Here is a 25,605-nt window from a genome sequence, read left to right on the forward strand (position 1 = left end):
TAATCGGGACACAAGTCCCTGCAAAAATACAAATAAATGGCAACGGTAGGAAAAGTTGCACTAAAAATGCTGGCAAGTATCCGTTAAAGACGGGTGATGTTCAACACGTCGCCAGACAGGCTGACTTGCACGCCGGTGCCCCAAAGCGGGTCGCGGCGCAGGTCTTCGCATACCTTGTACTGGCCGGCGATGGAAACCATTTCGGCGGTCATCTGCTGGCAGAAGATACGTGCCTTGGTATTGCCTTTGATACCGGCCAAAGCGCGGCCGCGCATGGCGCCGTACACATGGATGTTGCCATCGGCCAGAAGTTCCGCCCCCGGGCTGACCGAACCGGTCACCACCAGATCGCCGCCCTGGGCGTAGATCTGCTGGCCGCCACGTACTGGCGAAGTGATGATGCGGGTCGGGCGCACCTCGGGTTCGAGGATTGGCGGCGGGACAGGGGCCGGCTCGGGCTTCTTCACCTCAGGTTCGGGCTCCAGCGGCCGTTCGCGCGCTCCGGATGGCGGCAGCACCGGCAGGTCGATGGCGATGGCGGCGGCGATGTCCTCGATGCGGTTGGCGCGGATGGCCAGGGTACGCAGGCCGTGGTGGCGGCAGATCCGCATCAAGCCGGGCAGGTCGATTGCCCCCTCGTCGGCCGGCAGCTTGTCCAGCGCCAGCACCAGCGGCGTGTTGCTGAAGAAGTTCGGTGCCTGGGCGACTTTGGCCGCCAGTTGGCGGTCGAGGGCTTCAAGGTCATTGCGCGCCAGTTCCAGCACTGTAATGGCGAGCATGCTGCCCTTGAGCTGGAACACGGAGGCGGTGTCGGGTGTGTGGTTTGGGCTCATGGTCTGCATAGACGGCTTGTTGCGAAAAAAGTGCCCTGACTTATAACGATAAGACCGGTTGCCCGCAACATGCGCTGATCCGTTGTAGAATGCGCGGCCTTTGTCTTTCCGGAAGCTTCAATGGAACGCCCGCGTTTTCGTCCCTATTTCCTTCACCCACGTTTCTGGGGCCTGTGGCTGGGCCTGGGCCTGCTGTGGCTGGTGGTCCAGTTGCCGTACCGGGTCCTGTTGAAAGTCGGTGCCGCGCTGGGAGCGGTGATGTACCGCTTTGCCGGTGAGCGGCGGCGCATCGCCGCGCGCAACCTGGAGCTGTGCTTCCCGGAGCTGTCGGTCGACGAACGGCAGCGCCTGCTCAAGGCCAACTTTGCCTCCACCGGTATCGCCTTCTTCGAAATGGCCATGAGCTGGTGGTGGCCCAGGGCCCGGCTGGCGCGCCTGGCCCATGTCGAGGGGCTGGAGCACCTGCAGGCCGCCCAGCAGGCGGGGCAGGGGGCCATCCTGATGGCGGTGCACTTCACCACCCTGGAAATCGGCGCCGCGCTGCTGGGCCAGCAGCACACCATCGATGGCATGTACCGCGAGCACGGCAACCCGCTGTTCGACTTCATCCAGCGCAGCGGCCGCGAGCGGCATAACCTCGACTCGCTGGCGGTGGAGCGCGAGGACGTGCGCGGCATGCTCAAGCTGTTGCGTTCGGGCCGGGCGATCTGGTACGCACCGGACCAGGACTACGGCGCCAAGCAGAGCCTGTTCGTGCCGCTGTTCGGCATCCCGGCGGCGACGGTGACTGCCACTACCAAGTTTGCTCGGTTGGGCAAGGCGCAGGTAATTCCGTTCACCCAGAAGCGCCTGGAGGATGGCAGCGGCTATCGCCTGGTGATCCACCCGCCGCTGGCAAACTTCCCCGGGGAGAGCGAAGAGGCTGACTGCCTGCGCATCAACCAGTGGGTGGAAAGCGTGTTGCGCGAATGCCCCGAGCAGTACCTTTGGGCGCACCGCCGGTTCAAGTCGCGGCCCGAAGGGGAGCCGCGGCTGTATGACAAGAAGAAGCGCTGAGCCTTGCTTTGCCTGTGCCGGCCTATTCGCGGGCGCGCCCGCTCCTACAGGTTCCCCACAGGGCCGGGCATTGTGCGGTCCTGTGGGAGCGGGCAAGCCCGCGTATAGGCCGGGCCTGAAAGCACACCAACCCCAGGAAGGACTCCTATGGCCCCACCCGCGGTAACCGGTCTTATCCTTTCTGGCGGCGGCGCCCGCGCTGCCTACCAGGTCGGCGTGCTGGCCGGCATCGCCGAGCTGCTGCCCGCTGGCGCGCACAACCCGTTCCCGGTCATCGTCGGCACTTCCGCCGGTGCCATCAACGCTGTCACCCTGGCCAGTGGCGCCACCCATTTCAGCGACGCCGTACAACGGCTCACCGCCTTCTGGCAGAACTTCCGCAGCCACCTGGTCATCCGTAGCGACTGGCCGGGTGTGGTCCGCCAGGCCAGCCGCTTCGTCGCCCATAACCTGCTGGGCGTGGGCGGCCCGGCGCCAGTGGCACTGCTGGACAGCAGCCCATTGCGCGGCTTGCTGCAGGCGCACCTGAACCTGGACGGCATCGCCCGCTCCCTGGCCGCCGAGCAACTGCGCGCCGTCGCGGTGACCGCCTTTGGCTACGAATCCGGCCAGGCGGTGACCTTCTACCAGGGGCGCGGCACCATCGAAGCCTGGTTGCGCCACCGCCGCATCGGCATGCCCACGCCGTTGACCATCGACCACCTGCTGGCCAGCGCGGCCATCCCGCTGCTGTTCGCCCCGGTGCGGCTGGGGGACGAGTATTTCGGTGATGGCGCGGTACGCCAGTCGGCACCGATCAGCCCGGCCCTGCACCTGGGTGCCAGCCGTGTACTGGTAGTCGGGGTCAGTGGCAACCCTCAGCGGCCGGCGCCACCATTGCCGACCCAGCGGGTGTTCAGCGGGCAGCAGCCGAGCCTGGCGCAGATCGGCGGGCACATGCTCAACAGCACGTTCATTGACAGCCTCGAAGACGACATCGAGCTACTGCAGCGCCTCAACCACCTGAGCCACCTGTTGCCAGCACACCTGGATGCCCGGCGCCTGGGCCTGGCGCCAATCGACGTGCTGGTGGTGGCGCCCAGTCAGCCGCTGGACGAGATTGCCGCGCGGCATCGGCGCGAGTTGCCGGCGGCCTTGCGCATGTTCCTGCGCGGGCCGGGGGCGACACGTACCAGCGGGGCGGGGGTGTTGAGCTATTTGCTGTTCGAGGCCAGTTATTGCAGCGAGCTGATCGAGCTGGGGCGAAAGGATGCCTTGGCCAAGAAGCGGGAGCTTTGCCTGTTCCTGGGGATTTGAGGTTGCCTGTCATGGCCCTATCGCCGGCAAGCCAGCTCCCACAGGACCACCGAAGGCCCGGGCATTGGGAGGACCTGTGGGAGCTGGCTTGCCGGCGATAGGGCCGGATCGGCTTACTCGGCTATCTGCAACTTGCGCGCCTGGGTATACACGTACCGCACCTTCTCGTACTCGAACGGCGAGTTGAGCTGGCCATAGCGGAATTTGGTGCTGTAGCGCTTGTCCACCACGCGCAGTACGGAAATTTCCGGGTGGTCGCTGCTGGCTTCGGCCACGTTCAGGTAGTTGATCGCCTGTTCGCCTGCATAATCCACCACCAGCCCGGTGGTATCGCGCAGGTTCGACGGCCCCAGCACCGGCAGCATCAGGTATGGCCCGTCCGGTACGCCATAGAAGCCCAAGGTCTGGCCAAAGTCTTCACTTTGCCGCGGCAGGCCCATCTTGGTCGCCGGGTCCCACAGCCCACCCACGCCGATGATGGTGTTGAACATCAGCCGCGCGGTGATCTCCGCCGAACGCTTGGCCTTCAACTGCAACACGCTGTTGAACAGGTTCGGCACGTCGCCCAGGTTGTTGAAGAAGTTGGTCACCCCGGTGCGCACGAAGCGCGGGGTGACGTACTGGTAGCCGCTTACCATCGGCAGCAGCACCCATTGGTCCAGGCGGTAGTTGAAGTGATAGACGCGCCGGTTGATCGACTCCAGCGGGTCGTACACGTTCAGCGCTTGCAGTGTGGAGCGCTCGAACTCGCGCTGGTCCAGCCCCGGGTTGAATTTCAGCTCTCGCAGCGGGTCGACGAAACCATCGGCCTCGGGTGCCAGTGGTGCTTCGGTGACTTGCGGGTCGGCTTCGATCACGCTGGCCCGAGGGGCGGTTTCGGCGGCCAGGGCCTGGCCGGCGGCGAACAGGGCAGTGGCGAAGAGGAGTTTGTTAACCACGGAAGAACTCCAGCATGGCGTCACTGTTGACGCGGTAATTGAGGTTGCCGCAATGGCCGCCATGGGGGTAAAGGGTCAGGCGCTCACCGAACACCTTGCGCAGGAAGCCGATGTCGCCAGGGCCGAGGATGACGTCGTCGGCGTTGTGCATCACGGCGATCTTGTCGCTGCTGCTCAGGTAGTCCTCCAGCGCATACAGGCTGACCTGGTTGACCAGTTGCAGGATGCTGTTGCCGTCGGTGCGGGCACGCCACATGGGGATGACCTGCTCGGTCATGTAGCAGTCGAAGTCGCACTGCAAGGCACGCTTGAAGAACGGCGTGAGGCTGCTGCCCTCGGTGATAGGGAACTTCGGCGGAATGATCAGGCCGCGGCGGTTGATCAGGTCGGAGGTAAAGGCAATGTCGGCCGCCGAGAAGCGGAACGAGGTGCCGATCAGCATGGCCATCTGCTCGTTGGACAGGTGCTGGCGCGACTGCTGGAAGTCGTACAGCAGGGCTTCATTGAGGTCGATGTAGCCCTTTTCCTGGAAGTAGCGAGTCAGCTTGGCCAGCATCAACTCGTAGAAGGTGGTGCTGCGGTCAATGCCCTTGACCTGGGTCTGCACCAGCTTGTCCAGGTTGTTGATCGAGGTGTACAGGTTGACCGGAGGGTTCAGCAGCAGCACGCGCTTGAAGTTGAAGCTGCGGCGGGTTTCGTCCAGGTGGCTGACAAAGGCAGCGTCGAGTGCGCCCAGACTGTAGCCGGTGAGGTAGAACTCGCTGATAGGCAGGCGTGGGTGCTGGGCGCGTACGGCCTGCATTACCCGGTACATGTCTTCGGCATCCTCCTGGCTGACGCCTGGGGTGGCGAAGCGCGAAGCGGCGCTCATGAAGTCGTAGCTGGTGGGCGAGGACAGCTGCACCACGTGGAAGCCGGCCTGGTAGAACAGCTTTTTCAGGTATTCGTTGATGCTGCTGGTGTAGGGCGCACCGGTGCCGGCGATGATGAAGATCAGCGGCGCCTCGTGGTCCTGGCGAGCCAGGCGGTACTTGAGCTTCTTCACTGCCCAGAAGTTGTCGGGCAGGGTGAACTCACGGTCCGGGCGCAGGTTGAGGCTGTAATCGGACTGGCTGATTTCGTCGTCGTCGGGCAGCGTGGGGCGCTGGTCCGGCGGAGTGGTGGCGATGGTTGCCTCGAACGGGTTGGTCAAGGGGTAGCCATAACTTGCGGCGTCGATATCCCGCGCCGAAGCGGCCACAGCCATGAGCAGGCCGCCGAGCAAAGCAGCGAGGCGCAAAGATCGAAGCATGTAATCCCCCAAAAGAACGCAAGGTCGAGCGGTGTGCAGGCTAGGACCACAACGGGACGGGCAAAGTTGCCAGGCGCGGTGGTCTTTGGTGTGCTTGTTATCTGCAACATAGCTGCAGGGCTGTGATTTTGCCTTACAACTGTGCATAAGCGATCATGGATGCTTTCGATTTCCGCTATTGGAGAACTGGATGTCTCGTTCGCTGCCGGCTGCGCTGCTTGTGCTGTTTCTGGGGCTTTGGCTTGCTGCCAGTTATGGCGTGCGCTACGGGCTGATGGAGGACGGGCAGTGGGTGGGGCTGTGCACGGCGCCGGCGACGTACTGGCAGTGTGAGGTACGGTCGTTGCTGGGACTGGGCATTCATCATCAGGTGATGGCCTGGGGCGGGCTGGGGCTGGCGCTGCTGGCGCAGGTAGTTGCCGGGCGTGGCGGCTGGTGGCTGGCAGTGGTTGCGTTGGTGTTCGCGGTGCCGGCACTGGTGCTGTATACCGCCAGCATTGCCGTGTTCGCGCTGGTGCTGGCGGGGTTGCGGTTGGTCAGGTCGCCGGAGTAAGGCTGAAAGGGGCCGCTTTGCGGCCCATCGCAGGCAAGCCAGCTCCCACAGGGACCGCGCCGATTTCATAGGCAACATAACTCCTGTGGGAGCTGGCTTGCCTGCGATGGAGCGCGAAGCGGTCCCAAGGATATCAGGCCGGGCGCAGGCGCAAGCTCCGCCACAAGGCCGCGGTCATCAGCACACTGACTACTGCCCACCCCCAGGCCTGCTGGTTCTCCAGCCCCTCCACAAACAACTGCGGCGCCACCCCGGCACCGACGATGAACGCCAGCAACGCCACCTCCGCCCGCCGTGCACGCACCGGCCACAGTGCAAACACCAGCGCCGGCAACGCCAACGCTGCGCTGGGGAAGCTGCGATAGCGTGGGTCGAACACCATCGCCAGCATGCTCACCGCCGCGGCAAAACCCGCCGCCAGCAACAGCCAACCGGCTCGCGCCTGCAGCCAGGCGTACAGGCGCTCGCGCCAGCCCGTGCGCCGTGCCAGGGCCAGCACGGCATGGGCCAGCACCAGAAGGTTCAGCCCCGCCAGCAGCACCGCCCACAGCCATTCCCCGGCAAAGCGCGCATGGGTACGCATCAGCTCGCCCCAAAGCCCCAGACAGCCTGCCCCAAACGCCGCCAGCAACGGCAGCAGCATGGCCGCCGTCGGGGTGGCGGGGCGCCCGGCAAGCATCAGCATCAGCACCATCAGCATGGCACTGGCCAGCAACCACTGCGGCCAGTAAGGCAGGTTGCTCACCGGCCCTTCGAGCACGCCCTTGTCCTGCCGGTCGGCATCGTATAGCCCCCAGTAACCGCCGACCGCCCCTTCATTGGCGCGCTTCCATGGCTGGTCGAACGCCTCGATCAGGTTGTAGTGCCAACCGTTGCTTTCGGCCATGGCCACGAACCCGCGAATGAAGCGCGCCTCATTGACCCGGCTGGGCTCCGCGGTTTCGCGCTGTCGGCCTTCGCTGGGCCAGCCGGTTTCGCCGATAAGGACGTCCTTCGGCGCGAAGCGCGTGCCGAACACCCGGCGCACATCGGCAACGTGGGCCAGGGCTTCGTCGATGCCACGCGGGTCGTCTTCCCAGTAAGGCAGCAGGTGGATAGTCAGAAAATCCACCGCAGGCGCCACTTGCGGGTGCTGCAACCAGAATTCCCACACATCGGCGTAGGTCACCGGCACCTTGACCTGGTTTTTCACCCGGGCGATCAGCGTGGCCAGGTGCGCGCCGGTCACTTCCTTGCGCAGCAGCGTCTCGTTGCCGACGATCACCGCGCTGACCACGTCGGGGTTGGCATTGGCGGTGGCGATCAGCAGCTCGATTTCTTTCTCTGTGTCGGCCGGGTGGGCGTTGACCCAGGCACCCAGCATCACCTTCAGGCCATGCTTGCGCGCCAGCGCCGGGATTGCCTCAAGACCGGTCTGGGAATAGGTACGGATGCACTGGAAACGCTCGGCCAGCAATGCCAGGTCGGCGTCCATGCGGGCCGGACGCAGGCGCAACGGCTGGTCGTAGGGCGATTGGTCCTTGTCGAACGGGGTGTACGAGGCGCACTGCAGCTTGTGCGTCGGGCTGGCCGCGTCGGGCAGGTGCACCGGCTTGCCAAGCCCGTACCACAGGCCTCCGAGGCCGAGTATGGAGAGCAGGCATGCAAGCAGGTACAACGGCAGCAGCAGGCGGGTAGAGCTGGGCATCGGGCGGTCCATCGTCAGGCGCAAAAGGGTAGATAGTAGCCCGGCGCCAAACCTTTGGCATGCAAGGATCGCGCAGGTCGGCGCAGGCTGATGGCGCTAATGGCATAGTGCTGTCGCATATGGGGCTGCTACAGGTCGTAGCTGGAGCAGGTCGACTATTGTTGCAGGACGATGATGCAAATTCCGAGACCTGACGAGGGGATGCTTTGATGGCTGCTATTACAAGAATGCGACGTTTCCTGGGTGTGGGCACCGCCATGGTACTGGCCATGAGTGCGGCACAGGCAATGGCCAAAGAAGTCAGCATTGGCTACGTGGACGGTTGGGCTGACAGCGTTGCGACCACCAACGTGGCCGCCGAAGTGATCAAGCAGAAGCTCGGCTACGACGTGAAGTTGCAGGCCGTGGCCACCGGGATCATGTGGCAGGGCGTGGCAACCGGCAAGCTCGATGCCATGTTGTCGGCCTGGTTGCCGGTGACCCATGGCGAGTACTGGGCCAAGAACAAGGATAACGTGGTCGACTACGGCCCGAACTTCAAGGACGCCAAGATCGGCCTCATCGTCCCCGAGTACGTCAAGGCAGTGAGCATCGCCGACCTTAAGACCGACGACACCTTCAAGCAGAAAATCGTCGGCATCGACGCAGGCTCCGGCGTGATGCTCAAGACCGACCAGGCCATCAAGGACTACGACCTGACCGGTTACAAGCTGCAGGCCAGCTCTGGCGCGGCGATGACTGCGGAACTGGGCCGTGCCTATGCCAAGCAGCAGTCGATCGCGGTGACCGGCTGGGTACCGCACTGGATGTTCGCCAAGTGGAAACTGAAGTTCCTCGAAGACCCGAAAGGCGTGTATGGCGCCGCGGAAACCGTGAACAGCATCGGCAGCAAGGAACTGGCGACCAAGGCGCCGGAAGTGGCGGAGTTCCTGAAGAAATTCAGCTGGCAGTCGAAGGACGAGATCGGCGAAGTGATGCTGGCTATCCAGGAAGGCGCCAAGCCTGAAGCGGCGGCCAAGGACTGGGTGGCCAAGCACCCTGACCGCGTGAAGGAGTGGACTGGCAAGTAACAACCTGTCAGGGCCAGTTTTGCTGTTTCGCGGGCACGCCCGCTCCCACAGGATTTTCGCTGCCCTTGAAGCTGGTGCAGTTCCTGTGGGAGCGGGCGTGCCCGCGAATGGGCCATCACTTTGTTACGCAATCGGTAAAACACCGTTGCATCTAAGACTAAGGTCGTCTGGTTGGCGTCCGATAGCCGCATAAAGTAAGGGTCGTGGGTTCCACCCCTATCTGTGCTGCTAGGACAAAAACAATGAACGACAGCATTTACCTCTCGATACAAAACAGCCCCCGCTTCAAGGAGCTGGTCACCAAACGCGAACGGTTCGCCTGGATTCTCTCGGCGATCATGCTCGGCCTGTACTGCGCCTTCATCCTCCTGATCGCCTACGGTCCTCAGGTCCTGGGCACCAAGCTCAGCCCTGAGTCATCGATTACCTGGGGCATTCCCCTGGGCGTCGGTCTGATCGTCTCGGCATTCGTCCTGACCGCCATCTACGTCCGCCGCGCCAACGGCGAATTCGATGAGCTGAACAAGGCCATCCTGAAGGAGGCGCAACAATGATTCGCCACGCCAAAGCCCTGGCCGTACTGGCCTGCGGAGCCTTCGCACCCGCCGTGTGGGCCGCCGATGCCCTGACCGGCGAGGTGCAGAAGCAACCGCTGAACATTTCCGCGATCGCCATGTTCGTGGCCTTCGTCGCTTTCACCCTCGGTATCACCTACTGGGCCTCCAAGCGCAACAAGTCGGCGTCGGACTACTACGCCGCCGGTGGCAAGATCACCGGCTTCCAGAACGGCCTGGCAATTGCCGGTGACTACATGTCGGCCGCCTCGTTCCTGGGTATTTCCGCACTCGTGTTCACCTCTGGCTACGACGGCCTGATCTACTCGATCGGCTTCCTGGTCGGCTGGCCGATCATCCTTTTCCTGATCGCCGAACGTCTGCGCAACCTGGGCAAGTACACCTTCGCCGACGTGGCCTCGTACCGCCTCGGGCAGAAGGAAATCCGCACCCTGTCGGCCTCCGGCTCGCTGGTGGTGGTGGCGTTCTACCTGATCGCGCAGATGGTCGGTGCCGGCAAGCTGATCGAGCTGCTGTTCGGCCTGGACTACCACGTGGCCGTGATCCTGGTGGGTATCCTGATGTGCCTGTACGTGCTGTTCGGCGGCATGCTGGCCACCACTTGGGTACAGATCATCAAGGCCGTGCTGCTGTTGTCCGGTGCCAGCTTCATGGCGCTGATGGTGATGAAGCACGTGGGCTTCGACTTCAACACCCTGTTCTCCGAAGCGATCAAGGTGCACGCCAAGGGCGAGGCGATCATGAGCCCGGGCGGCCTGGTCAAGGACCCGATCTCGGCGTTCTCGCTGGGCCTGGCGCTGATGTTCGGTACTGCCGGCCTGCCGCACATCCTGATGCGCTTCTTCACCGTCAGTGACGCCAAGGAAGCGCGCAAGAGCGTGCTGTATGCCACCGGCTTCATCGGCTACTTCTACATCCTCACCTTCATCATCGGCTTTGGCGCCATCCTGCTGGTCAGCACCAACCCGGACTTCAAGGACGCCGCTGGCGCCCTGCTGGGTGGCAACAACATGGCAGCAGTACACCTGGCCAACGCCGTGGGTGGCAGCGTGTTCCTCGGCTTCATCTCGGCTGTTGCCTTCGCCACCATCCTGGCGGTGGTTGCCGGCCTGACCCTGGCTGGTGCCTCAGCGGTGTCCCACGACCTGTACGCCAGTGTATGGCGCAAGGGCAAGGCCAACGACAAGGACGAGATCCGCGTGTCGAAGATCACCACCGTCGCCCTGGGCGTACTGGCGATCGGCCTGGGCATCCTGTTCGAGAAGCAGAACATCGCCTTCATGGTCGGCCTGGCGTTCTCCATCGCGGCCAGCTGCAACTTCCCGGTACTGCTGCTCTCGATGTACTGGAAGAAGCTGACCACTCGCGGTGCCATGATTGGCGGCTGGCTGGGCCTGGTGAGCGCGGTGACGCTGATGATCCTCGGCCCGACCATCTGGGTGCAGATCCTCGGCCACGAGAAGCCGATCTACCCGTACGAGTACCCGGCGCTGTTCTCGATGCTGATCGCCTTCGTGGGTATCTGGTTCTTCTCGGTCACCGACAAGTCCAAGGCTGCCGAAGACGAACGTGCGCTGTTCTTCCCGCAGTTCGTGCGTTCGCAGACTGGCCTGGGCGCTTCGGGTGCTGTTTCGCACTGATCCTTCAGGCAATGAAAAAAAACCGCGCTTCGGCGCGGTTTTTTTGTGTTTTCGCCGCTAGATCATGCCTAATAGCAACAAAACCAGCAGAACTACCAGCACCACGCCGATGATGCCGGACGGGCCATAGCCCCAGCTGCGCGAGTGCGGGAAGACCGGTAAGCCACCAATCAGCAGAAGGATCAGGATGATGATGAGGATCGTGGTCATGACGGAGTCCTTGCGTGGTTGAGGGTCAAGGGCCTCGGACTGCTGGCCTCTTGTAAGTAAGGACTGGTGGTGAGTGTCAAAGATTCCATTTGCGTGTTGCCTGTACCGGCCCCGTCGCGGGCAAGCCCGCGAAGGGGCCGGTACAGGCTATCCACACAGTCATGCCCTTCCATTCACTACCCTGATAAACCCTGCTGCTACCCGGCCCCTTGTTTAGACTCCTTTCACCAGTCAGCAGAACAAGGCCAGCCACCATGCAAGACCGCATCATGATCACCGGCGCCGGATCCGGCCTCGGTCGCGAGATCGCCCTGCGCTGGGCGCGTGAGGGCTGGCGCCTGGCGCTGGCCGATGTCAACGAAACCGGCCTGCGCGAAACCCTGGAGCTGGCCCGCGCAGCCGGCGGCGATGGCTTTGTCCAGCGTTGCGACGTGCGTGACTACAGCCAGCTCACCGCCCTGGCCCAGGCCTGCACCGAGCAGTTCGGTGGTATCGACGTGATCGTCAACAATGCCGGCGTCGCTTCAGGCGGGTTCTTCGCCGAACTGTCGCTGGAGGACTGGGACTGGCAGATCGCGGTCAACCTGATGGGCGTGGTCAAGGGCTGCAAGGCCTTCCTGCCGCTGCTGGAGCGCAGCAAGGGGCGGATCATCAACATCGCCTCGATGGCCGCGCTGATGCAGGGCCCGGGCATGAGCAACTACAACGTGGCCAAGGCCGGCGTGCTGGCCCTGTCGGAAAGCCTGCTGGTCGAGCTACGGCAACTGGAGGTGGCGGTGCATGTGGTGTGCCCGTCGTTCTTCCAGACCAACCTGCTGGACTCGTTCCGCGGACCGAACCCTGCGATGAAAGCCCAGGTTGGGAAGCTGCTGGAAGGCTCGCCAATCAACGCGGCGGACATCGCCGAGCACATCCACCGGCAGGTAGCCGCCGGCGAGTTCCTGATACTGCCCCATGAGGCCGGGCGCCAGGCCTGGCAACTGAAGCGCCAGGCCCCTGAGCGGCTTTACGACGAGATGGCTGAGATGGCGGTGAAAATGCGGGCCAAGGCTCAGTCGCGATGATTCGTCTGTAAGGAAAGTTACTAGGAAATGTAGGGCGCTTCTGAATCACGGCAGAACTATTGAGTAGCCCTATGCCGTCAAGGCAGGCTCCGGTTTTCCCTTTCGTTGGAGGATCGGAGCATGCTGGTAATAGGGCGCGAAGTGGGAGAGATCATCATGATTGGTGATGACATTCGGATCATGGTCGTGGAAACGCGGGACGGGGTGGTGCGCTTTGGCGTGGATGCACCGCGGCAGGTGTCGGTGCATCGGGCCGAGGTGTACAAGCGCATCAAGGAAGGGCAGAAAGACAAAACCCATGCAATCTGATGTTGCCTGTGCCGGCCTCTTCGCGGGCACGCCCGCGAAAAGGCCATACCTGCTAGTCGAGCAGCTCCCTGGGCACATCATGCTTGGCCAGCAACTGGCACTGCTGGCTTTCCAGGTCGAACAGGATGAACGCCTGGCCCTTGGCCAATGCCTGACGCACCCGTAGCACGCGGGTTTCCAGCGGGGTGTCGTCACCGTTGTCGGTACCGTCGCGGGTGACGAAGTCCTCGATCAGGCGGGTCAGGGTTTCGGCTTGCAGTTGGTCGTAGGGGATCAGCATGGTGGGCGTTGCCTAGGGTGTTGGTGGGGGCATGCTACGCGAAACATCTGGCATTTTGGGGCCGCTTTGCGGACCAATCGCCGGCAAGCCAGCTCCCACAGAATCACTACAGGCTCAAGCTTTCTGCAGTCCATGTGGGAGCTGGCTTGCCGGCGATTGGGCTGCAACGCAGCCCCCAGGGCCTCAAGCCTTGTTTCCGACAAGGCTATCCACCGCCGGCACCCGCGTATCGCTCTCCATTTGCGCATCATGTTCCAGCTGATGGCTGAAGCGCTCCAACGACGCATTGGCCGGCTGCGAATCACTGGCAAACACCGGCGGGCTCAGCAGGTACGCCGACAGCAAGCGGCTCAACGCCGCCAGGCTGTCGATGTGCGTTCGCTCGTAGCCATGCGTGGCATCGCAACCAAAGGCCACCAGCGCGGTACGAATATCGTGCCCCGCCGTCACTGCCGAATGGGCATCGCTGAAGTAGTAGCGGAACAGATCGCGCCGCACCGGCAGGTCGTGGTCACCGGCCAGTTTCAGCAGGTGCCGGGACAAGTGGTAGTCGTAAGGCCCCGACGAGTCCTGCATGGCCACGCTCACCGCATGCTCGCTGGAGGCCTGCCCGGGCGCCACCGGGGCGATGTCGATGCCGACGAACTCGCTGACATCCCAGGGCAGGGCGCCAGCTGCTCCCGAACCGGTCTCTTCGGTGATGGTGAACAGCGGGTGGCAGTCGATCAACGGTTGGCGGCCGCTTTCCACCACGGCTTTCAGCGCCGCCAGCAGCGCTGCCACGCCGGCCTTGTCGTCCAGGTGGCGGGCGCTGATGTGGCCGCTTTCGGTGAATTCGGGCAGCGGGTCGAAGGCAACGAAATCACCGATGCTTACACCCAGCGCTTCGCAGTCGGCGCGGGTGGCGCAGTAGGCGTCCAGGCGCACCTCAACGTGCTCCCAGCTGATCGGCATCTGGTCGATGGCAGTGTTGAAGGCATGCCCGCTGGCCATCAGTGGCAGCACGCTGCCCCGGTACACGCCGGTGTCGGTGAACACGCTGACCCGGCTGCCTTCGGCGAAGCGACTGGACCAGCAACCGACCGGCGCCAGGGCCAGGCGGCCGTTGTCCTGCAACTGGCGCACGCTGGCGCCGATGGTGTCCAGGTGAGCGGACACGGCGCGGTCGGGCGAGGTCTGGCGGCCCTTGAGGGTGGCGCGGATGGTGCCGCGGCGGGTCAGTTCGAAGGGGATGCCCAGTTCATCCAGGCGTTCGGCCACGTAGCGCACGATGGTGTCGGTGAAACCGGTGGGGCTGGGGATGGCGAGCATCTCCAGCAGCACGCGCTTGAGGTAGTCGAGATCGGGTTCGGGATGTCGGTCGGACATGGTTGAGGGACTCCTTTACTCCTGTGCCTGCCTGCTCGCGGGTAAACCCGCTCCCACAGGAAACCCACAGAGTTCAGCGCCTGTGGGGTACCTGTGGGAGCTGGCTTGCCGGCGATAGGGCCAGCAGCGGTTACGCCAAAGGCCGGCTATGCGGAAACAGCAAGTCGATAAAACGCTCGGCGGTCGGTTGCGGTTCGTGGTTGGCCAACCCGGCACGCTCGTTGGCCTCGATGATCACGTACTCCGGTTGCCCGGCATCCCGCACCATGAAGTCCAGCCCCACTACCGGAATCTCCAGCGCCCGTGCTGCGCGCACCGCAGCGTCGGCCAGCACCGGGTGCAGGCGTTCGGTCACGTCTTCCAGGGTGCCGCCGGTGTGCAGGTTGGCGGTGCGTCGCACGGCCAGGCGCTGGCCTGCAGGCAACACGTCGTCATAGCCAAAGCCCGCCGCGCGCAGGGTGCGCTCGGTTTCGTCGTCCAGCGGAATGCGGCTTTCGCCACCGGTTGCGGCCTGGCGCCGACGGCTCTGGGCGTCGATCAGCTGGCGGATGCTGTGTTTGCCATCGCCCAACACCTGCGCCGGGTGGCGGATGGCTGCCGCTACCACTTCATAGCCGATCACCACGATGCGCAGGTCATGCCCGGCATGGAAGCTTTCCAGCAACACGCGGCTGTCGAACTGGCGGGCCTGCGCCACGGCGTGGGTGATGTCGTCGATACAGGTGAGGTTCACCGCCACTCCCTGGCCTTGCTCGCCATCGACCGGCTTGACCACCACCGCGCCATGCTCGTCGAGAAACGCCAGGTTTTCGTCGGCATTGCCGGCCAACTGCTGCGCCGGCACCTTCAGCCCGGCATTGTGCAGGGCATGCTGGGTCAGGCGCTTGTCCTGGCACAGGGTCATGGTCACGGCGCTGGTCAGGTCGCTGAGCGACTCACGGCAGCGAATGCGGCGCCCGCCCAGGCTGAGGGTGAACAGGCCGCCAGCGGCATCGTCCACTTGGACTTCGATGCCTCGACGCAGCGCTTCGTCGACGATGATGCGTGCGTACGGGTTGAGGTCGGCTTGAGGGCCAGGCCCCAGAAACAGTTGTTCGTTGATGCCGTTCTTGCGCTTGACCGCGAAGGTCGGCAGGTTGCGAAAACCCAGCTTCTGGTACAGGCGCTTGGCCTGGCGGTTGTCGTGCAGCACCGACAGGTCCAGGTAGGCCAGGCCGCGGCTCATGAAGTGTTCGACCAGATGGCGCACCAGCACTTCACCCACGCCAGGACGGGTGCACTGCGGGTCTACAGCCAGGCACCAAAGGCTGCTGCCGTGCTCGGGGTCGTCGAATGCCTTGGCGTGGTTCAGGCCCATGACGCTGCCGATCACCGCGCCGGTGTCTTCGTCCTCGGCCAGCCAGTATACCGGGCCGCCCAGATGCAGAGGGGTAAGCAGCTCGGGGTCGACCGGCAGCATGCCGCGCGCCTGGTACAGGGTATTGATCGCCTGCCAGTCGCCCGGGTTCTGCGCCCGGCGCACGCGGAAGCCGCGGAACACCCGTTGCGCCGGGCGATAGTCGGTAAACCACAGGCGCAGGGTGTCGGACGGGTCGAGAAACAGTTGCTGCGGGGCCTGGGCCAGCAGCTGCTGCGGCGCGGCCACGTAAAGGGCGATGTCGCGCTCGCCGGGGCGTTCTTCCAGCAGGTCGGCGGCCAGGTCGGCCGGGTTGGGGTAGGTGTGGCCGATCAGCAGCCGGCCCCAGCCGCAATGCACGGCGCGTGGCTGGGCGTGGGGCTGGCTGCCGTCGCCGGCCAGGCGCGCCTGCAGGCGTTCATAGGACGGCGCCTGGCCGCGCAGCAGGCGCTGACCGTAAGCAATTTCGTGGGCTTTCATCGGTCAGATTCCTTGTTCGCTCAGCCACAGGTTCAGCGCTGCCAGCTGCCACAGTTTGGAGCCACGTAGCGGTGTCAGCTGGCCGTGCGGGTTGCTCAGCAGGCGGTCGAGCATGGCCGGGTTGAACAGCCCGCGGTCCTGGCTGGGGTCGGTCAGCAGCTCACGCACCCAGCCGAGGGTGGCACCTTCCAGGTGCTTCAGGCCCGGGACCGGGAAGTAGCCCTTCTTGCGGTCGATCACCTCGTGCGGGATCACCCGCCGCGCCGCCTGCTTGAGCACCTGCTTGCCGCCGTCGGGCAGCTTGTAACGTGCCGGAATGCGTGCCGACAGCTCCACCAGTCGGTAGTCGAGGAACGGCGTGCGCGCCTCCAGGCCCCAGGCCATGGTCATGTTGTCGACCCTTTTGACCGGGTCGTCGACCAGCATCACCGTGCTGTCCAGGCGCAGCGCCTTGTCTACGGCATCGGGGGCACCGGGGCGGGCGAAGTGTTCACGAACGAAATCGCCGGCCGCGTCGGTTTCCAGCAACCAGGGTGCCTGCACGGTGTCGCGGTACTCGGCGTGGCTGCGATCGAAGAAGGCCTCGCGGTAGGCGGCAAAGGCATCCTCGGCACCGTCCACCTGTGGGTACCAGTGGTAGCCGGCGAACAGCTCGTCGGCGCCCTGGCCGCTTTGCACGCCCTTGCAGTGCCTGGCCACTTCCCGCGACAGCAGGTAGAAGGCGATACAGTCGTGGCTGACCATCGGCTCGCTCATGGCGCGGAAGGCGGCTGGCAATTGCTCGATGATCTCGTGCTCGGCGATGCGCAGCTGGTGGTGACGGGTGCCGTAGTGTTTGGCGATCAGGTCGGAATACTGGAACTCGTCGCCGCGTTCGCCACCGGCATCCTCGAAACCGATGGAGAAGGTCGACAGGTCGTCCACACCCACTTCGCGCAGCAGGCCGACCAGCAGGCTGGAATCGACCCCACCAGACAGCAGTACACCAACGTCCACCGCTGCCCGTTGGCGAATGGCCACGGCTTCGCGGGTGGCGTCGAGCACGCGGGTGGTCCAGCCTTCCAGGTCCAGCTCGCGTTCATCGGGGTTGGCGCCGTAGTGCAGCTGCCACCAGGTCTGGCGTTCCACTTCGCCATGGCGGTCGATGCGCATCCAGGTGCCGGGTTCCAGCTTTTGCACGTTGGCCAGCAGGGTGCGTGGCGCGGGCACCACGGCGTGGAAATTCAGGTAGTGGTTGAGTGCCACCGGGTCGAGCATCGGGTCGATGTCGCCACCTTTGAGCAGCGCCGGCAGGGTCGAGGCGAAGCGCAGGCGCTCGCCGTTGCGCGACAGGTATAAGGGTTTGACACCCAGGCGGTCGCGGGCGAGGAACAGGCGCTGGTTGTCGCGCTCCCAGATGGCCAGGGCGAACATGCCATTGAGCTTGGGCAACAGGGCCGCGCCCCAGGCGTGGTAGCCCTTGAGCAGCACCTCGGTGTCGCCGTCGGACCAGAAGCTGTAGCCCAGGGCCTCTAGCTCCTGGCGCAGTTCGGGGAAGTTGTAGATGGCGCCGTTGAAGGCCAGCGACAGGCCCAGGGTGTTGTCGACCATCGGCTGGGCAGAGCCGTCGGACAAGTCCATGATTTTCAGGCGCCTGTGGCCGAGGGCGATCGGGCCTTGGCTATGGAAGCCCCAGGCATCCGGGCCGCGGGGCGCCAGGTGGTGGGTTATGCGCTCTACCGCAGCCAGGTCGGCTGGGCGAGGGGCTTGGTCGATGGGGGTGAAACGCAACTCTCCTGCTAATCCGCACATAGGTCCTTACCGGTTTTTCCGTTGGGGAGGGGGTGCCCCGGATTAGGGCACCTTAAGGAACTGACCCATGTGGTTTGTGAGAGTTTTAGATCGATCTGTTATATGGGGCTGCTGCGCAGCCCTTCGCGGGCTCGCCCGCTCCCACAGGTTCACCACAGGCCTGGGGACTTGCGCGGTCCCTGTGGGAGCTGGCTTGCCGGCGATTGGGCTGCGCAGCAGCCCCCGGCCGATCACTTGCCGCGAATCAACCTGCGCAAGGCAAACCGGTTCGGGTGGCACGCCTCCGCCACCGCCCGTGGCAACGGCAGCGGTTCCCCGCACACCCAGGCCGCCACCAGTTCGCCGCTCAACGGCGCCGTGATCAACCCGCGCGAGCCATGCCCGCTGTTCACATACAACCCATCCAGCCAGGGGCAGGCTACATCCGGCACCTGTCGCGCATCCCGGCCCAGCACTGCATAGGCCTGGGCGAACGCCTGCGCGTCCGCCACCGGCCCGACTATCGGCAGGTAATCCGGGCTGGTGCAACGGAACGCCGCGCGCCCCTGCAATTGCCCGGGGTTAAGTTCGGCGGTGCCCAGACGCTGGGCCAGGTCGAGCGAAATCTCGTCCAGCAATGCCAGGTTGCCCTGGTGCTCTGCCACCGTCGGCGCCAGGTCTGTGCTATGGAAGTCGAAGCTCGCGCCCAAGGTATGTTCATCCCCGCGCGGCGGCGCCACATAGCCTTCCGCACACACCACGGTGCGCAGCGCGCGGCTGCTGGTGGTGGCCGGCAGGCGGGTGATCTGCCCGCGGATGCGCTTGAGCGGCAGGTGCGCGCATGGCTCGAAGCGCAATACGTCGGCGGCACCGGCCAGGACCACCACCGGCGCGTTGGCCAGCAATCGTTCGCCCGCCCAGGCTTGCCATTGCCCGTCGACATGGCGCAGTTCGAGCACCTCGTGGTGCATCAGCAGGCGAATACCTGGGTGCTGCAACTGCTGCTGGCACAGCGCCGGGGGGTGCACCCAGCCACCTTCGGGATAGAACAGCCCACCAGCCGGCAAGGCCACCCCGGCGATGGCTTCGGCCTCTGCACGTTCCAGCGAGTGCAACAGGCCAGGTTCGAAGGCGCCAGCCAGTTTGCCCTGGCGTTCGGCTTCCTTGCTGTCGAAGGCCAGTTGCAGCACGCCACAGGCATCCCAGTCGCGGCCACGTTGCAGGCGCTGAAGCTGGCGCCGGGTGTAACCGAAACCGGCCAGGATCATCTGCGACAGCGCCGTGCCATGGGCGGACAGCTTGAGGTACAGCACCCCTTGCGGGTTACCCGAAGCTTCCTGTGCCGGGGTGTCGTGGCGTTCCAGCACGGTAACCTGCCAGCCACGCCGGGCCAGGCTGGCGGCGGTTGTGCTGCCGGCGAGCCCGGCGCCTATCACCAGCGCTTCACGCTGCCCCGCTGCGGCAGCCGGGCGCGCGTACCATGGCGCGCCGGGGCTTGGCAAAGGGCCGACATAGGCGCCGCTCATCACTTCCCATTTCTTGCCGATACCCGGCACCTTCTTCATGGCGAAGCCGGCGTCCACCAGGCTGCGGCGTACCCAGCCGGTGGTGGTGAAGGTGCCCAGCACGGTGCCCGGGTGTGACAGCCGTGCCAGTTGCGCGAAGAGCTCCGGGGTCCACATGTCGGGATTCTTGGCCGGGGCGAAGCCGTCGAGGAACCACACGTCGATCTGGGCATCGAGTTGCGGCAGCTGTTCCAGTACGTCGCCTATCAACAGGGTGAGGGTGACCCGGCCGTTGTCGAAGGTGAACTGCTGGAAGCCAGGGTGCACTGCCACGTACTGCTCCAGCAGGGGCTGGCTGTAGGCCGCCAGTTCCGGCCACAGGCGTATGGCGCGGGCCATGTCTTCGCGACCGAGCGGGTACTTTTCGACGCTGACGAAATGCAGGCGAGCCTCGGCGTGGGCGTGTTGCTCGAACAGTTGCCAGGCGCAGTAGAAGTTCATGCCAGTGCCGAACCCGGTTTCGCCGATCACCAGGCAGGCGTGCGGGGCGAGGTTGGCAAAGCGCTCGGCCAGGCGGGTTTGCCCGAGAAACACGTGTTTGGTTTCTTCGATGCCTTCGTTGACTGCGAAATAGACGTCGTCGTATTGCCGCGAATGTGGGCGGCCTTGGTCGTCCCAGTCGATCTGGGCATGCTGGAGGAGGGTGGACATGGTTGGCTCGGTTGCAGCGGATGGGCGGATTTTATGCCATCTGATGATTTTGCGCTGGCCGTACCGGCCCTATCGCCGGCAAGCCGGCTCCCACAGTTGGTGATCCTGTGGGAGCTGGCTTGCCGGCGATAGGGCCCATACAGGCGATACATAAATCCGCTAGTCTTGCTTATCCATTGAAGGAGCCAGTGCATGTTCGAATCCGCAGAAATCGGCCACAGCATCGACAAGGAGGCTTACGACGCCGAGGTACCCGCTTTGCGCGAGGCCCTGCTCGAAGCCCAGTACGAACTCAAGCAGCAGGCACGCTTCCCGGTGATCGTGCTGATCAACGGTATCGAAGGCGCCGGCAAGGGCGAGACGGTCAAGCTGCTCAACGAGTGGATGGACCCGCGCATGATCGATGTGCTCACCTTCGACCAGCAGACCGACGAAGAACTGGCCCGCCCGCCGGCCTGGCGCTACTGGCGGGCCCTGCCACCGAAGGGGCGGATGGGCGTGTTCTTCGGCAACTGGTACAGCCAGATGCTGCAGGGGCGGGTGCACGGGGTGTTCAAGGATGCCGTGCTCGACCAGGCCATCACCGGCGCCGAACGGCTGGAGGAGATGCTCTGCGACGAAGGTGCACTGATCATCAAGTTCTGGTTCCACTTGTCCAAGAAGCAGATGAAGGCGCGGCTGAAGTCGCTCAAGGACGACCCGCTGCACAGCTGGAAGATCAGCCCGCTGGACTGGCAGCAGTCAAAAACCTACGACCGTTTCGTGCGCTTTGGTGAGCGCGTGCTGCGCCGCACCAGCCGCGATTACGCGCCGTGGCATGTCATCGAGGGCGTCGACCCGAACTACCGCAGCCTGGCAGTAGGGCGCATCCTGCTGGAAAGCCTGCAGGCGGCACTGGACAACAACCCCAAAGGCAAGCACCGAGGCAATGTCGCCCCGCTGGGCCGCAGCATCGACCAGCGCAGCCTGCTCGGCGCGCTGGACATGACCCTGCGCCTGGACAAGCCCGACTACCAGGAGCAACTGGTCACCGAGCAGGCCCGCCTGGCCGGCCTGCTGCGCGACAAGCACATGCGCCGGCATGCCCTGGTGGCGGTGTTCGAAGGCAACGACGCTGCCGGCAAGGGCGGTGCCATCCGCCGCGTGGCCGCCGCGCTGGACCCGCGCCAGTACCGCATCGTGCCGATTGCCGCGCCCACTGAAGAAGAACGCGCGCAGCCTTACCTGTGGCGGTTCTGGCGGCACATTCCGGCGCGTGGCAAGTTCACCATCTTTGACCGTTCCTGGTATGGCCGGGTGCTGGTGGAGCGGGTGGAAGGCTTCTGCAGCCCGGCCGACTGGATGCGTGCCTACAGCGAGATCAACGATTTCGAGGAGCAGCTGGTGAATGCCGGCACGGTGGTGGTCAAGTTCTGGCTGGCGATCGACCAGCAGACCCAGCTGGAGCGTTTCGAAGAGCGCGAGCAGATCCCGTTCAAGCGCTACAAGATCACCGAGGACGACTGGCGCAACCGCGACAAGTGGGACGACTATGTCCAGGCGGTGGGCGACATGGTCGACCGCACCAGTACCGAGATTGCGCCGTGGACGCTGGTGGAGGCCAACGACAAGCGCTGGGCGCGGGTGAAGGTGTTGCGCACCATCAACCAGGCGCTTGAGGCGGCGTTTGCCAAGGACAAGAAATAATCGAAGTTCCTGTTTGCCTGTGCCGGCCTCTTCGCGGGTGAATCCGCTCCCACAGGAATACCACAGGGCTGAATGTTATGTGATCCCTGTGGGAGCGGGTTTACCCGCGAAGAGGCCAGAACAGGCAGCACACCCGCCAAGCCATGCCGCAGAAGAATGACCTGATGAATTCTTTTCTCGGCACTTGCCACCGTCCCCGTCCTCCAAGCCCGTAGAATTCAACTACCCCCACCACGGGCTTGATCGAGGATTTTATGCACACCATTACCGGCCGCTGGGGCTATGGGCTGTTCCTGGCACTTCTGACTGCGCTGCTCTGGGGCATCCTGCCGATCAAGCTCAAGCAGGTGCTGCAGGTGGTCGACCCGGTCACCGTCACCTGGTACCGCCTGCTGGTTTCCGGTGGCCTGCTGTTCGCCTGGCTGGCCGCCAAGCGCAGGTTGCCTTCCTTCAGCAAACTGGCGCCCAGGGGCAAAGGCCTGGTGGTAGTGGCCGTGTTCGGCCTGATGGGCAACTACGTGCTGTACCTGATCGGCCTGAACCTGCTAAGCCCGGGCACCGCGCAACTGGTCGTGCAGATCGGCCCGGTGCTGTTGCTGGTGGCCAGCGTGTTCGTGTTCCGCGAGCGTTTCAGCCTGGGGCAGGGCGTGGGCCTGCTGATCCTGCTGACGGGGTTCGGGCTGTTTTTCAACCAGCGCCTGGAAGAGCTGCTGACCTCGCTCGGTACCTACACCACCGGCGTGCTGACCATCCTGCTGGCTACCAGTGTCTGGGTGTTCTATGCGCTCAGCCAGAAGCAACTGCTGACTGTATGGCATTCGCAGCAGGTAATGATGGTGATCTACCTCAGCTGCGCCGCGCTGCTGACGCCTTGGGCCCACCCCTTGGAGGCGTTGCAGCTGACCCCGGTGCAAGGCTGGCTGTTGCTGGCCTGTTGCCTGAACACCCTGGTGGCCTACGGCGCGTTCGCCGAGGCGCTGGCGCACTGGGAGGCGTCGCGGGTGAGTGCCACGCTGGCGCTGACCCCGCTGGTGACCTTCGTCGCCGTGGCGCTGGCGGCGTTGGTGTGGCCTGAGTACGTGCACGCCGAGGACATCAATGCCCTGGGCTATGTGGGGGCGGTGACCGTGGTGCTCGGCTCGGCGCTGGTGGCGCTGGGGCCTTCGCTTGTGGCCGGGTGGCGAGCCCGCAAGTTCAAGAGGATTGCGCGCTCTGTGTAGGAGCGGCCTTGTGTCGCGATGGGCTGCGCAGCAGCCCCAGAAATCTCGGCAGCGACATAGATTTTTTGGGGCTGCTGCGCAGCCCATCGCGACACAAGGCCGCTCCTACAGGGGAGCGCGGTCTCTGAGCTGTCAGCCCTTGCCCCCCGGAGCCAGCATGTTCTCCGGCCTCACCCACTGGTCGAACTGCTCATTGGTCAGGTACTTCAACTCCAGTGCCGCTTCGCGCAAGGTCTTGCCTTCGCCATAGGCCTTCTTGGCAATTTCCGCCGCCTTGTCGTAGCCAATATGCGGGTTCAGCGCCGTCACCAGCATCAGCCCACGTTCCAGGTGCGCCTTCATCTGCTCGGCATCCGGCTCGATGCCCGCCACGCAGTGCTGCTGGAAGTTGCGGCAGCCGTCAGCCAGCAACTCGATCGACTGCAGCAGGTTGTGGATGATCACCGGCTTGAACACGTTCAGTTGCAAATGCCCCTGGCTGGCGGCAAAGCCGATCGCCGCGTCGTTGCCCAGCACCTGGCAGGCCAGCATCGACAGCGCTTCGCACTGGGTCGGGTTGACCTTGCCTGGCATGATCGAGCTGCCCGGCTCGTTGGCCGGCAGGCGTACCTCGGCCAGCCCGGCGCGCGGGCCGGAACCCAGCAGGCGCAAATCGTTGGCGATTTTCATCAGGGCCACGGCCAGGGTCTTCAGGGCACCGGCCAGGCTGGTCAGCGGCTCGTGGCCGGCGAGGGCAGCGAACTTGTTCGGCGCAGTGACGAACGGCAGGCCGGACAGCGCCGCCAGCTCGGCGGCGATGGCTTCGGCAAAACCATGCGGGGCGTTGAGGCCGGTACCCACGGCAGTGCCGCCCTGGGCCAGTTCGCACACCGCCGGCAGGGTGGCGCGGATGGCACGCTGGGCGTAGTCGAGCTGGGCGACGAAGGCCGACACTTCCTGGCCGAAGGTGATCGGCGTGGCGTCCATCATGTGCGTGCGGCCGGTCTTTACCAGCTTGTGGTGGCGTGCCGACAGCTCGGCCAGCCCCGAGGACAGCTCGGCGATGGCCGGCAGAAGCTTGTCGTGCACCGCGTGCGCCGCAGCGATGTGCATGGCGGTGGGGAAGCAGTCGTTGGAACTCTGTGAGCGGTTGACGTGGTCGTTGGGGTGCACGGGCGCCTTGCCGCCACGGCCCTTGCCGGCCAGTTCGTTGGCCCGCCCGGCGATCACTTCGTTGACGTTCATGTTGCTCTGGGTGCCGCTGCCGGTCTGCCAGACCACCAGCGGGAACTGGTCGTCATGCTGGCCGCCCAGCACTTCGTCGGCGGCCTGTTCGATCAGCCGGGCGATGTCGGCTGGCAAGTCGCCGTTACGGTCGTTTACGCGTGCTGCGGCCTTCTTGATCAGCGCCAGGGCGTGCAGCACCGCGATGGGCATGCGTTCCTTGCCAATGGCGAAGTTGATCAGCGAACGCTGGGTCTGCGCACCCCAGTAGGCGTCCTCAGGAACTTCGACCGGGCCCAGGCTGTCTGTCTCGATACGGCTCATTCTGTACTCACTCCTGTGTAGTTCGAAATCGCAGTTTAGGCCCTGATTCGACCGAGCGGTTCCGTCGCTCGTCGTGCCACTTGAGCACATCGCCACCACGGCGCAGAATGCTCTACTCTGAGGTACCCGCCTCCCTCTCTTCTGAAGGAAATGCAATGACCCGTCTCCGTGTCCTTTGTGCCGCCGTAGCCCTGGCTTGCGCCAGCGGCCAGGTACTCGCTGCCACCGCCAGCCACAACGCTGCTGCCGAGAAATTCCTGACCCTGGCCAACGCCGACAAGCTGGGCACCCCGGTGTACATGCAGGTCCAGCAGATGTTCGCCCAGCGTTTCGCCCAGACCAAGGCCCCGGCCTCCAAGCAGCCGGTGCTGGAAAGCTACCAGGCCAAGGCCAACGCCGCGCTGGACAACGCCATCGGCTGGAACAAGCTGAAGCCGAAGATGGTCGACCTTTACACCCAGACCTTCACCGAGCAGGAGCTCAAGGACCTGGTCAAGTTCTACGAATCGCCGCTGGGCAAGAAAGTGCTGCGCGAAATGCCCAAGGTCACCCAGCAGTCGGCCCAGCTGACCCAGCAGAGCCTGGAGCCAGCGGTACCGGTGGTGAACAAGCTGCTGGACGACATGACCAAGGAACTGGACCCGAACGCTGGCAAGGCCGCCGCCCCGGCGAAGAAGTGAGTACGCCGCGATGACCATGCAACAGCGTATCGAACAGCAGCTGGCCGCCCTGGCGCCGCAACACCTGCAAGTGCTCAATGAAAGCCACATGCACAGTCGTGGTCAGGAGACCCACTACAAGGCAGTGATCGTCAGCGAGCAGTTTGCCGGGTTGAACAGCGTCAAGCGCCACCAGAAGGTGTACGCCACCATGGGTGAGCTGATGGGCGAGATTCATGCCCTGGCCATCCACACCTACACCGCCGAAGAGTGGGCCAAAGTCGGCGTGGCACCGGCCTCGCCGGTGTGCGCGGGCGGCGGGCACTGAAACCTTGCTGTTGTTCTGGTAGAATCCTGCAAAATCCGGGGGCCGCTTTGCGGCCCTTTCGCGACACAAGGCCGCTCCTACAGGGGATCGCAACAGCCATCGGGTTGTGCATTCCCTTGTAGGAGTGGCCTTGTGTCGCGAAAGGGGCGCAAA

The 25,605-nt window shown here is 64.4% G+C and carries 23 protein-coding genes; 12 read left to right on the forward strand and 11 right to left on the reverse strand.

What is annotated here, in order from left to right; genetic code table 11:
• Positions 1-83 precede the first annotated feature (83 nt).
• On the reverse strand, positions 84-842 hold the full coding sequence (gene minC / locus V3314_RS10195) for a septum site-determining protein MinC (RefSeq protein ID WP_025338069.1): 759 nt from the start codon (positions 840-842) through the stop codon (positions 84-86).
• Positions 843-953: 111 nt separating this feature from the next.
• Between minC and V3314_RS10200 the strand changes: the two genes are divergently transcribed.
• Together V3314_RS10200 and V3314_RS10205 are read left to right on the forward strand one after the other, a co-directional pair.
• Positions 954-1,889: a lipid A biosynthesis lauroyl acyltransferase gene (locus tag V3314_RS10200; protein WP_046616720.1), complete on the forward strand. Its 936-nt coding sequence runs from the start codon at positions 954-956 to the stop codon at positions 1,887-1,889.
• Between the two features lie 147 nt (positions 1,890-2,036).
• Complete coding sequence (locus V3314_RS10205; RefSeq protein WP_338460182.1) at positions 2,037-3,185, forward strand: patatin-like phospholipase family protein; 1,149 nt, start codon at positions 2,037-2,039, stop codon at positions 3,183-3,185.
• Between the two features lie 113 nt (positions 3,186-3,298).
• On the opposite strand, the gene V3314_RS10210 is transcribed toward V3314_RS10205, so the two are convergent.
• The gene (locus tag V3314_RS10210) at positions 3,299-4,123 is read right to left on the reverse strand and encodes a VacJ family lipoprotein (RefSeq protein WP_080958529.1); all 825 of its coding nucleotides are present in this window, start codon (positions 4,121-4,123) and stop codon (positions 3,299-3,301) included.
• Positions 4,116-5,414 (reverse strand): serine/threonine protein kinase, encoded by a 1,299-nt coding sequence (locus tag V3314_RS10215; RefSeq protein WP_046616718.1) that lies wholly within the window; start codon positions 5,412-5,414, stop codon positions 4,116-4,118. The genes V3314_RS10210 and V3314_RS10215 overlap by 8 nt, the downstream gene beginning before the upstream one ends.
• A 190-nt stretch (positions 5,415-5,604) precedes the next feature.
• Between V3314_RS10215 and V3314_RS10220 the strand changes: the two genes are divergently transcribed.
• The gene (locus tag V3314_RS10220) at positions 5,605-5,967 is read left to right on the forward strand and encodes a hypothetical protein (RefSeq protein ID WP_046616717.1); all 363 of its coding nucleotides are present in this window, start codon (positions 5,605-5,607) and stop codon (positions 5,965-5,967) included.
• A gap of 133 nt (positions 5,968-6,100) precedes the next feature.
• On the opposite strand, the gene V3314_RS10225 is transcribed toward V3314_RS10220, so the two are convergent.
• Entirely contained in the window at positions 6,101-7,666 is a 1,566-nt protein-coding gene (locus tag V3314_RS10225; protein WP_085601815.1) for a beta (1-6) glucans synthase, read from the reverse strand.
• A gap of 197 nt (positions 7,667-7,863) precedes the next feature.
• Here V3314_RS10225 and V3314_RS10230 point away from each other — a divergent pair, with 197 nt between their 5' ends.
• The 3 genes from V3314_RS10230 (at position 7,864) to V3314_RS10240 (ending at position 10,939) form a co-directional block, all read left to right on the forward strand.
• On the forward strand, positions 7,864-8,724 hold the full coding sequence (locus V3314_RS10230; protein ID WP_046616715.1) for a glycine betaine ABC transporter substrate-binding protein: 861 nt from the start codon (positions 7,864-7,866) through the stop codon (positions 8,722-8,724).
• 242 nt (positions 8,725-8,966) lie between these two features.
• Positions 8,967-9,278 carry a DUF485 domain-containing protein gene (locus V3314_RS10235; protein WP_046615562.1) on the forward strand — a complete coding sequence of 104 codons (312 nt, stop codon included), beginning with the start codon at positions 8,967-8,969 and terminating at the stop codon, positions 9,276-9,278.
• A complete protein-coding gene (locus V3314_RS10240; protein ID WP_135001717.1) occupies positions 9,275-10,939 on the forward strand; it encodes a cation acetate symporter in 1,665 nt (554 codons plus the stop codon). Before V3314_RS10235 ends, V3314_RS10240 begins: the two co-directional genes overlap by 4 nt.
• Before the next feature lie 57 nt (positions 10,940-10,996).
• Here V3314_RS10240 and V3314_RS10245 read toward each other — a convergent pair whose 3' ends face one another.
• Complete coding sequence (locus tag V3314_RS10245; RefSeq protein WP_013971433.1) at positions 10,997-11,149, reverse strand: DUF3309 family protein; 153 nt, start codon at positions 11,147-11,149, stop codon at positions 10,997-10,999.
• 254 nt (positions 11,150-11,403) lie between these two features.
• Between V3314_RS10245 and V3314_RS10250 the strand changes: the two genes are divergently transcribed.
• Together V3314_RS10250 and csrA are read left to right on the forward strand one after the other, a co-directional pair.
• Entirely contained in the window at positions 11,404-12,213 is an 810-nt protein-coding gene (locus V3314_RS10250) for an SDR family oxidoreductase (protein WP_338460183.1), read from the forward strand.
• A gap of 120 nt (positions 12,214-12,333) precedes the next feature.
• Positions 12,334-12,522 (forward strand): carbon storage regulator CsrA, encoded by a 189-nt coding sequence (gene csrA, locus V3314_RS10255; protein ID WP_046615560.1) that lies wholly within the window; start codon positions 12,334-12,336, stop codon positions 12,520-12,522.
• Positions 12,523-12,574: 52 nt separating this feature from the next.
• Here the strand turns inward: csrA and V3314_RS10260 are convergent, their stop codons facing one another.
• The 5 genes from V3314_RS10260 to mnmC all read right to left on the reverse strand — a co-directional run bounded on the left by V3314_RS10260 (position 12,575) and on the right by mnmC (position 20,032).
• Positions 12,575-12,802: a YheU family protein gene (locus tag V3314_RS10260; RefSeq protein ID WP_003252629.1), complete on the reverse strand. Its 228-nt coding sequence runs from the start codon at positions 12,800-12,802 to the stop codon at positions 12,575-12,577.
• Between the two features lie 183 nt (positions 12,803-12,985).
• A complete protein-coding gene (locus V3314_RS10265) occupies positions 12,986-14,170 on the reverse strand; it encodes an osmoprotectant NAGGN system M42 family peptidase (protein ID WP_046615559.1) in 1,185 nt (394 codons plus the stop codon).
• A 130-nt stretch (positions 14,171-14,300) separates the two neighbouring features.
• Positions 14,301-16,046, reverse strand: a complete 1,746-nt coding sequence (gene ngg / locus V3314_RS10270; protein WP_046615558.1) for an N-acetylglutaminylglutamine synthetase — start codon at positions 16,044-16,046, stop codon at positions 14,301-14,303.
• 3 nt (positions 16,047-16,049) lie between these two features.
• Positions 16,050-17,837 (reverse strand): N-acetylglutaminylglutamine amidotransferase, encoded by a 1,788-nt coding sequence (locus V3314_RS10275; protein WP_085601018.1) that lies wholly within the window; start codon positions 17,835-17,837, stop codon positions 16,050-16,052.
• Between the two features lie 230 nt (positions 17,838-18,067).
• The gene (gene mnmC / locus V3314_RS10280) at positions 18,068-20,032 is read right to left on the reverse strand and encodes a bifunctional tRNA (5-methylaminomethyl-2-thiouridine)(34)-methyltransferase MnmD/FAD-dependent 5-carboxymethylaminomethyl-2-thiouridine(34) oxidoreductase MnmC (RefSeq protein ID WP_046615556.1); all 1,965 of its coding nucleotides are present in this window, start codon (positions 20,030-20,032) and stop codon (positions 18,068-18,070) included.
• Positions 20,033-20,224: 192 nt separating this feature from the next.
• On the opposite strand from mnmC, the gene pap reads away from it, so the two are divergent.
• Positions 20,225-21,718, forward strand: coding sequence for a polyphosphate:AMP phosphotransferase (gene pap / locus V3314_RS10285; RefSeq protein WP_046615555.1), 1,494 nt, complete (start codon positions 20,225-20,227; stop codon positions 21,716-21,718).
• A 254-nt stretch (positions 21,719-21,972) separates the two neighbouring features.
• Positions 21,973-22,938 carry a DMT family transporter gene (locus tag V3314_RS10290; RefSeq protein ID WP_046615554.1) on the forward strand — a complete coding sequence of 322 codons (966 nt, stop codon included), beginning with the start codon at positions 21,973-21,975 and terminating at the stop codon, positions 22,936-22,938.
• Positions 22,939-23,070: 132 nt separating this feature from the next.
• Here V3314_RS10290 and V3314_RS10295 read toward each other — a convergent pair whose 3' ends face one another.
• Positions 23,071-24,465, reverse strand: a complete 1,395-nt coding sequence (locus V3314_RS10295; protein WP_046615553.1) for a class II fumarate hydratase — start codon at positions 24,463-24,465, stop codon at positions 23,071-23,073.
• 155 nt (positions 24,466-24,620) lie between these two features.
• Here V3314_RS10295 and V3314_RS10300 point away from each other — a divergent pair, with 155 nt between their 5' ends.
• Entirely contained in the window at positions 24,621-25,145 is a 525-nt protein-coding gene (locus tag V3314_RS10300) for a DUF2059 domain-containing protein (protein ID WP_046615552.1), read from the forward strand.
• 10 nt (positions 25,146-25,155) lie between these two features.
• Entirely contained in the window at positions 25,156-25,452 is a 297-nt protein-coding gene (locus V3314_RS10305) for a BolA family protein (protein WP_003252644.1), read from the forward strand.
• Positions 25,453-25,605 lie beyond the last annotated feature (153 nt).

It is taken from the genome of Pseudomonas sp. TE3-3-F2023 (assembly GCF_036784815.1).
In the GTDB taxonomy this organism is placed as follows: Bacteria; Pseudomonadota; Gammaproteobacteria; order Pseudomonadales; family Pseudomonadaceae; genus Aquipseudomonas; species Aquipseudomonas pudica.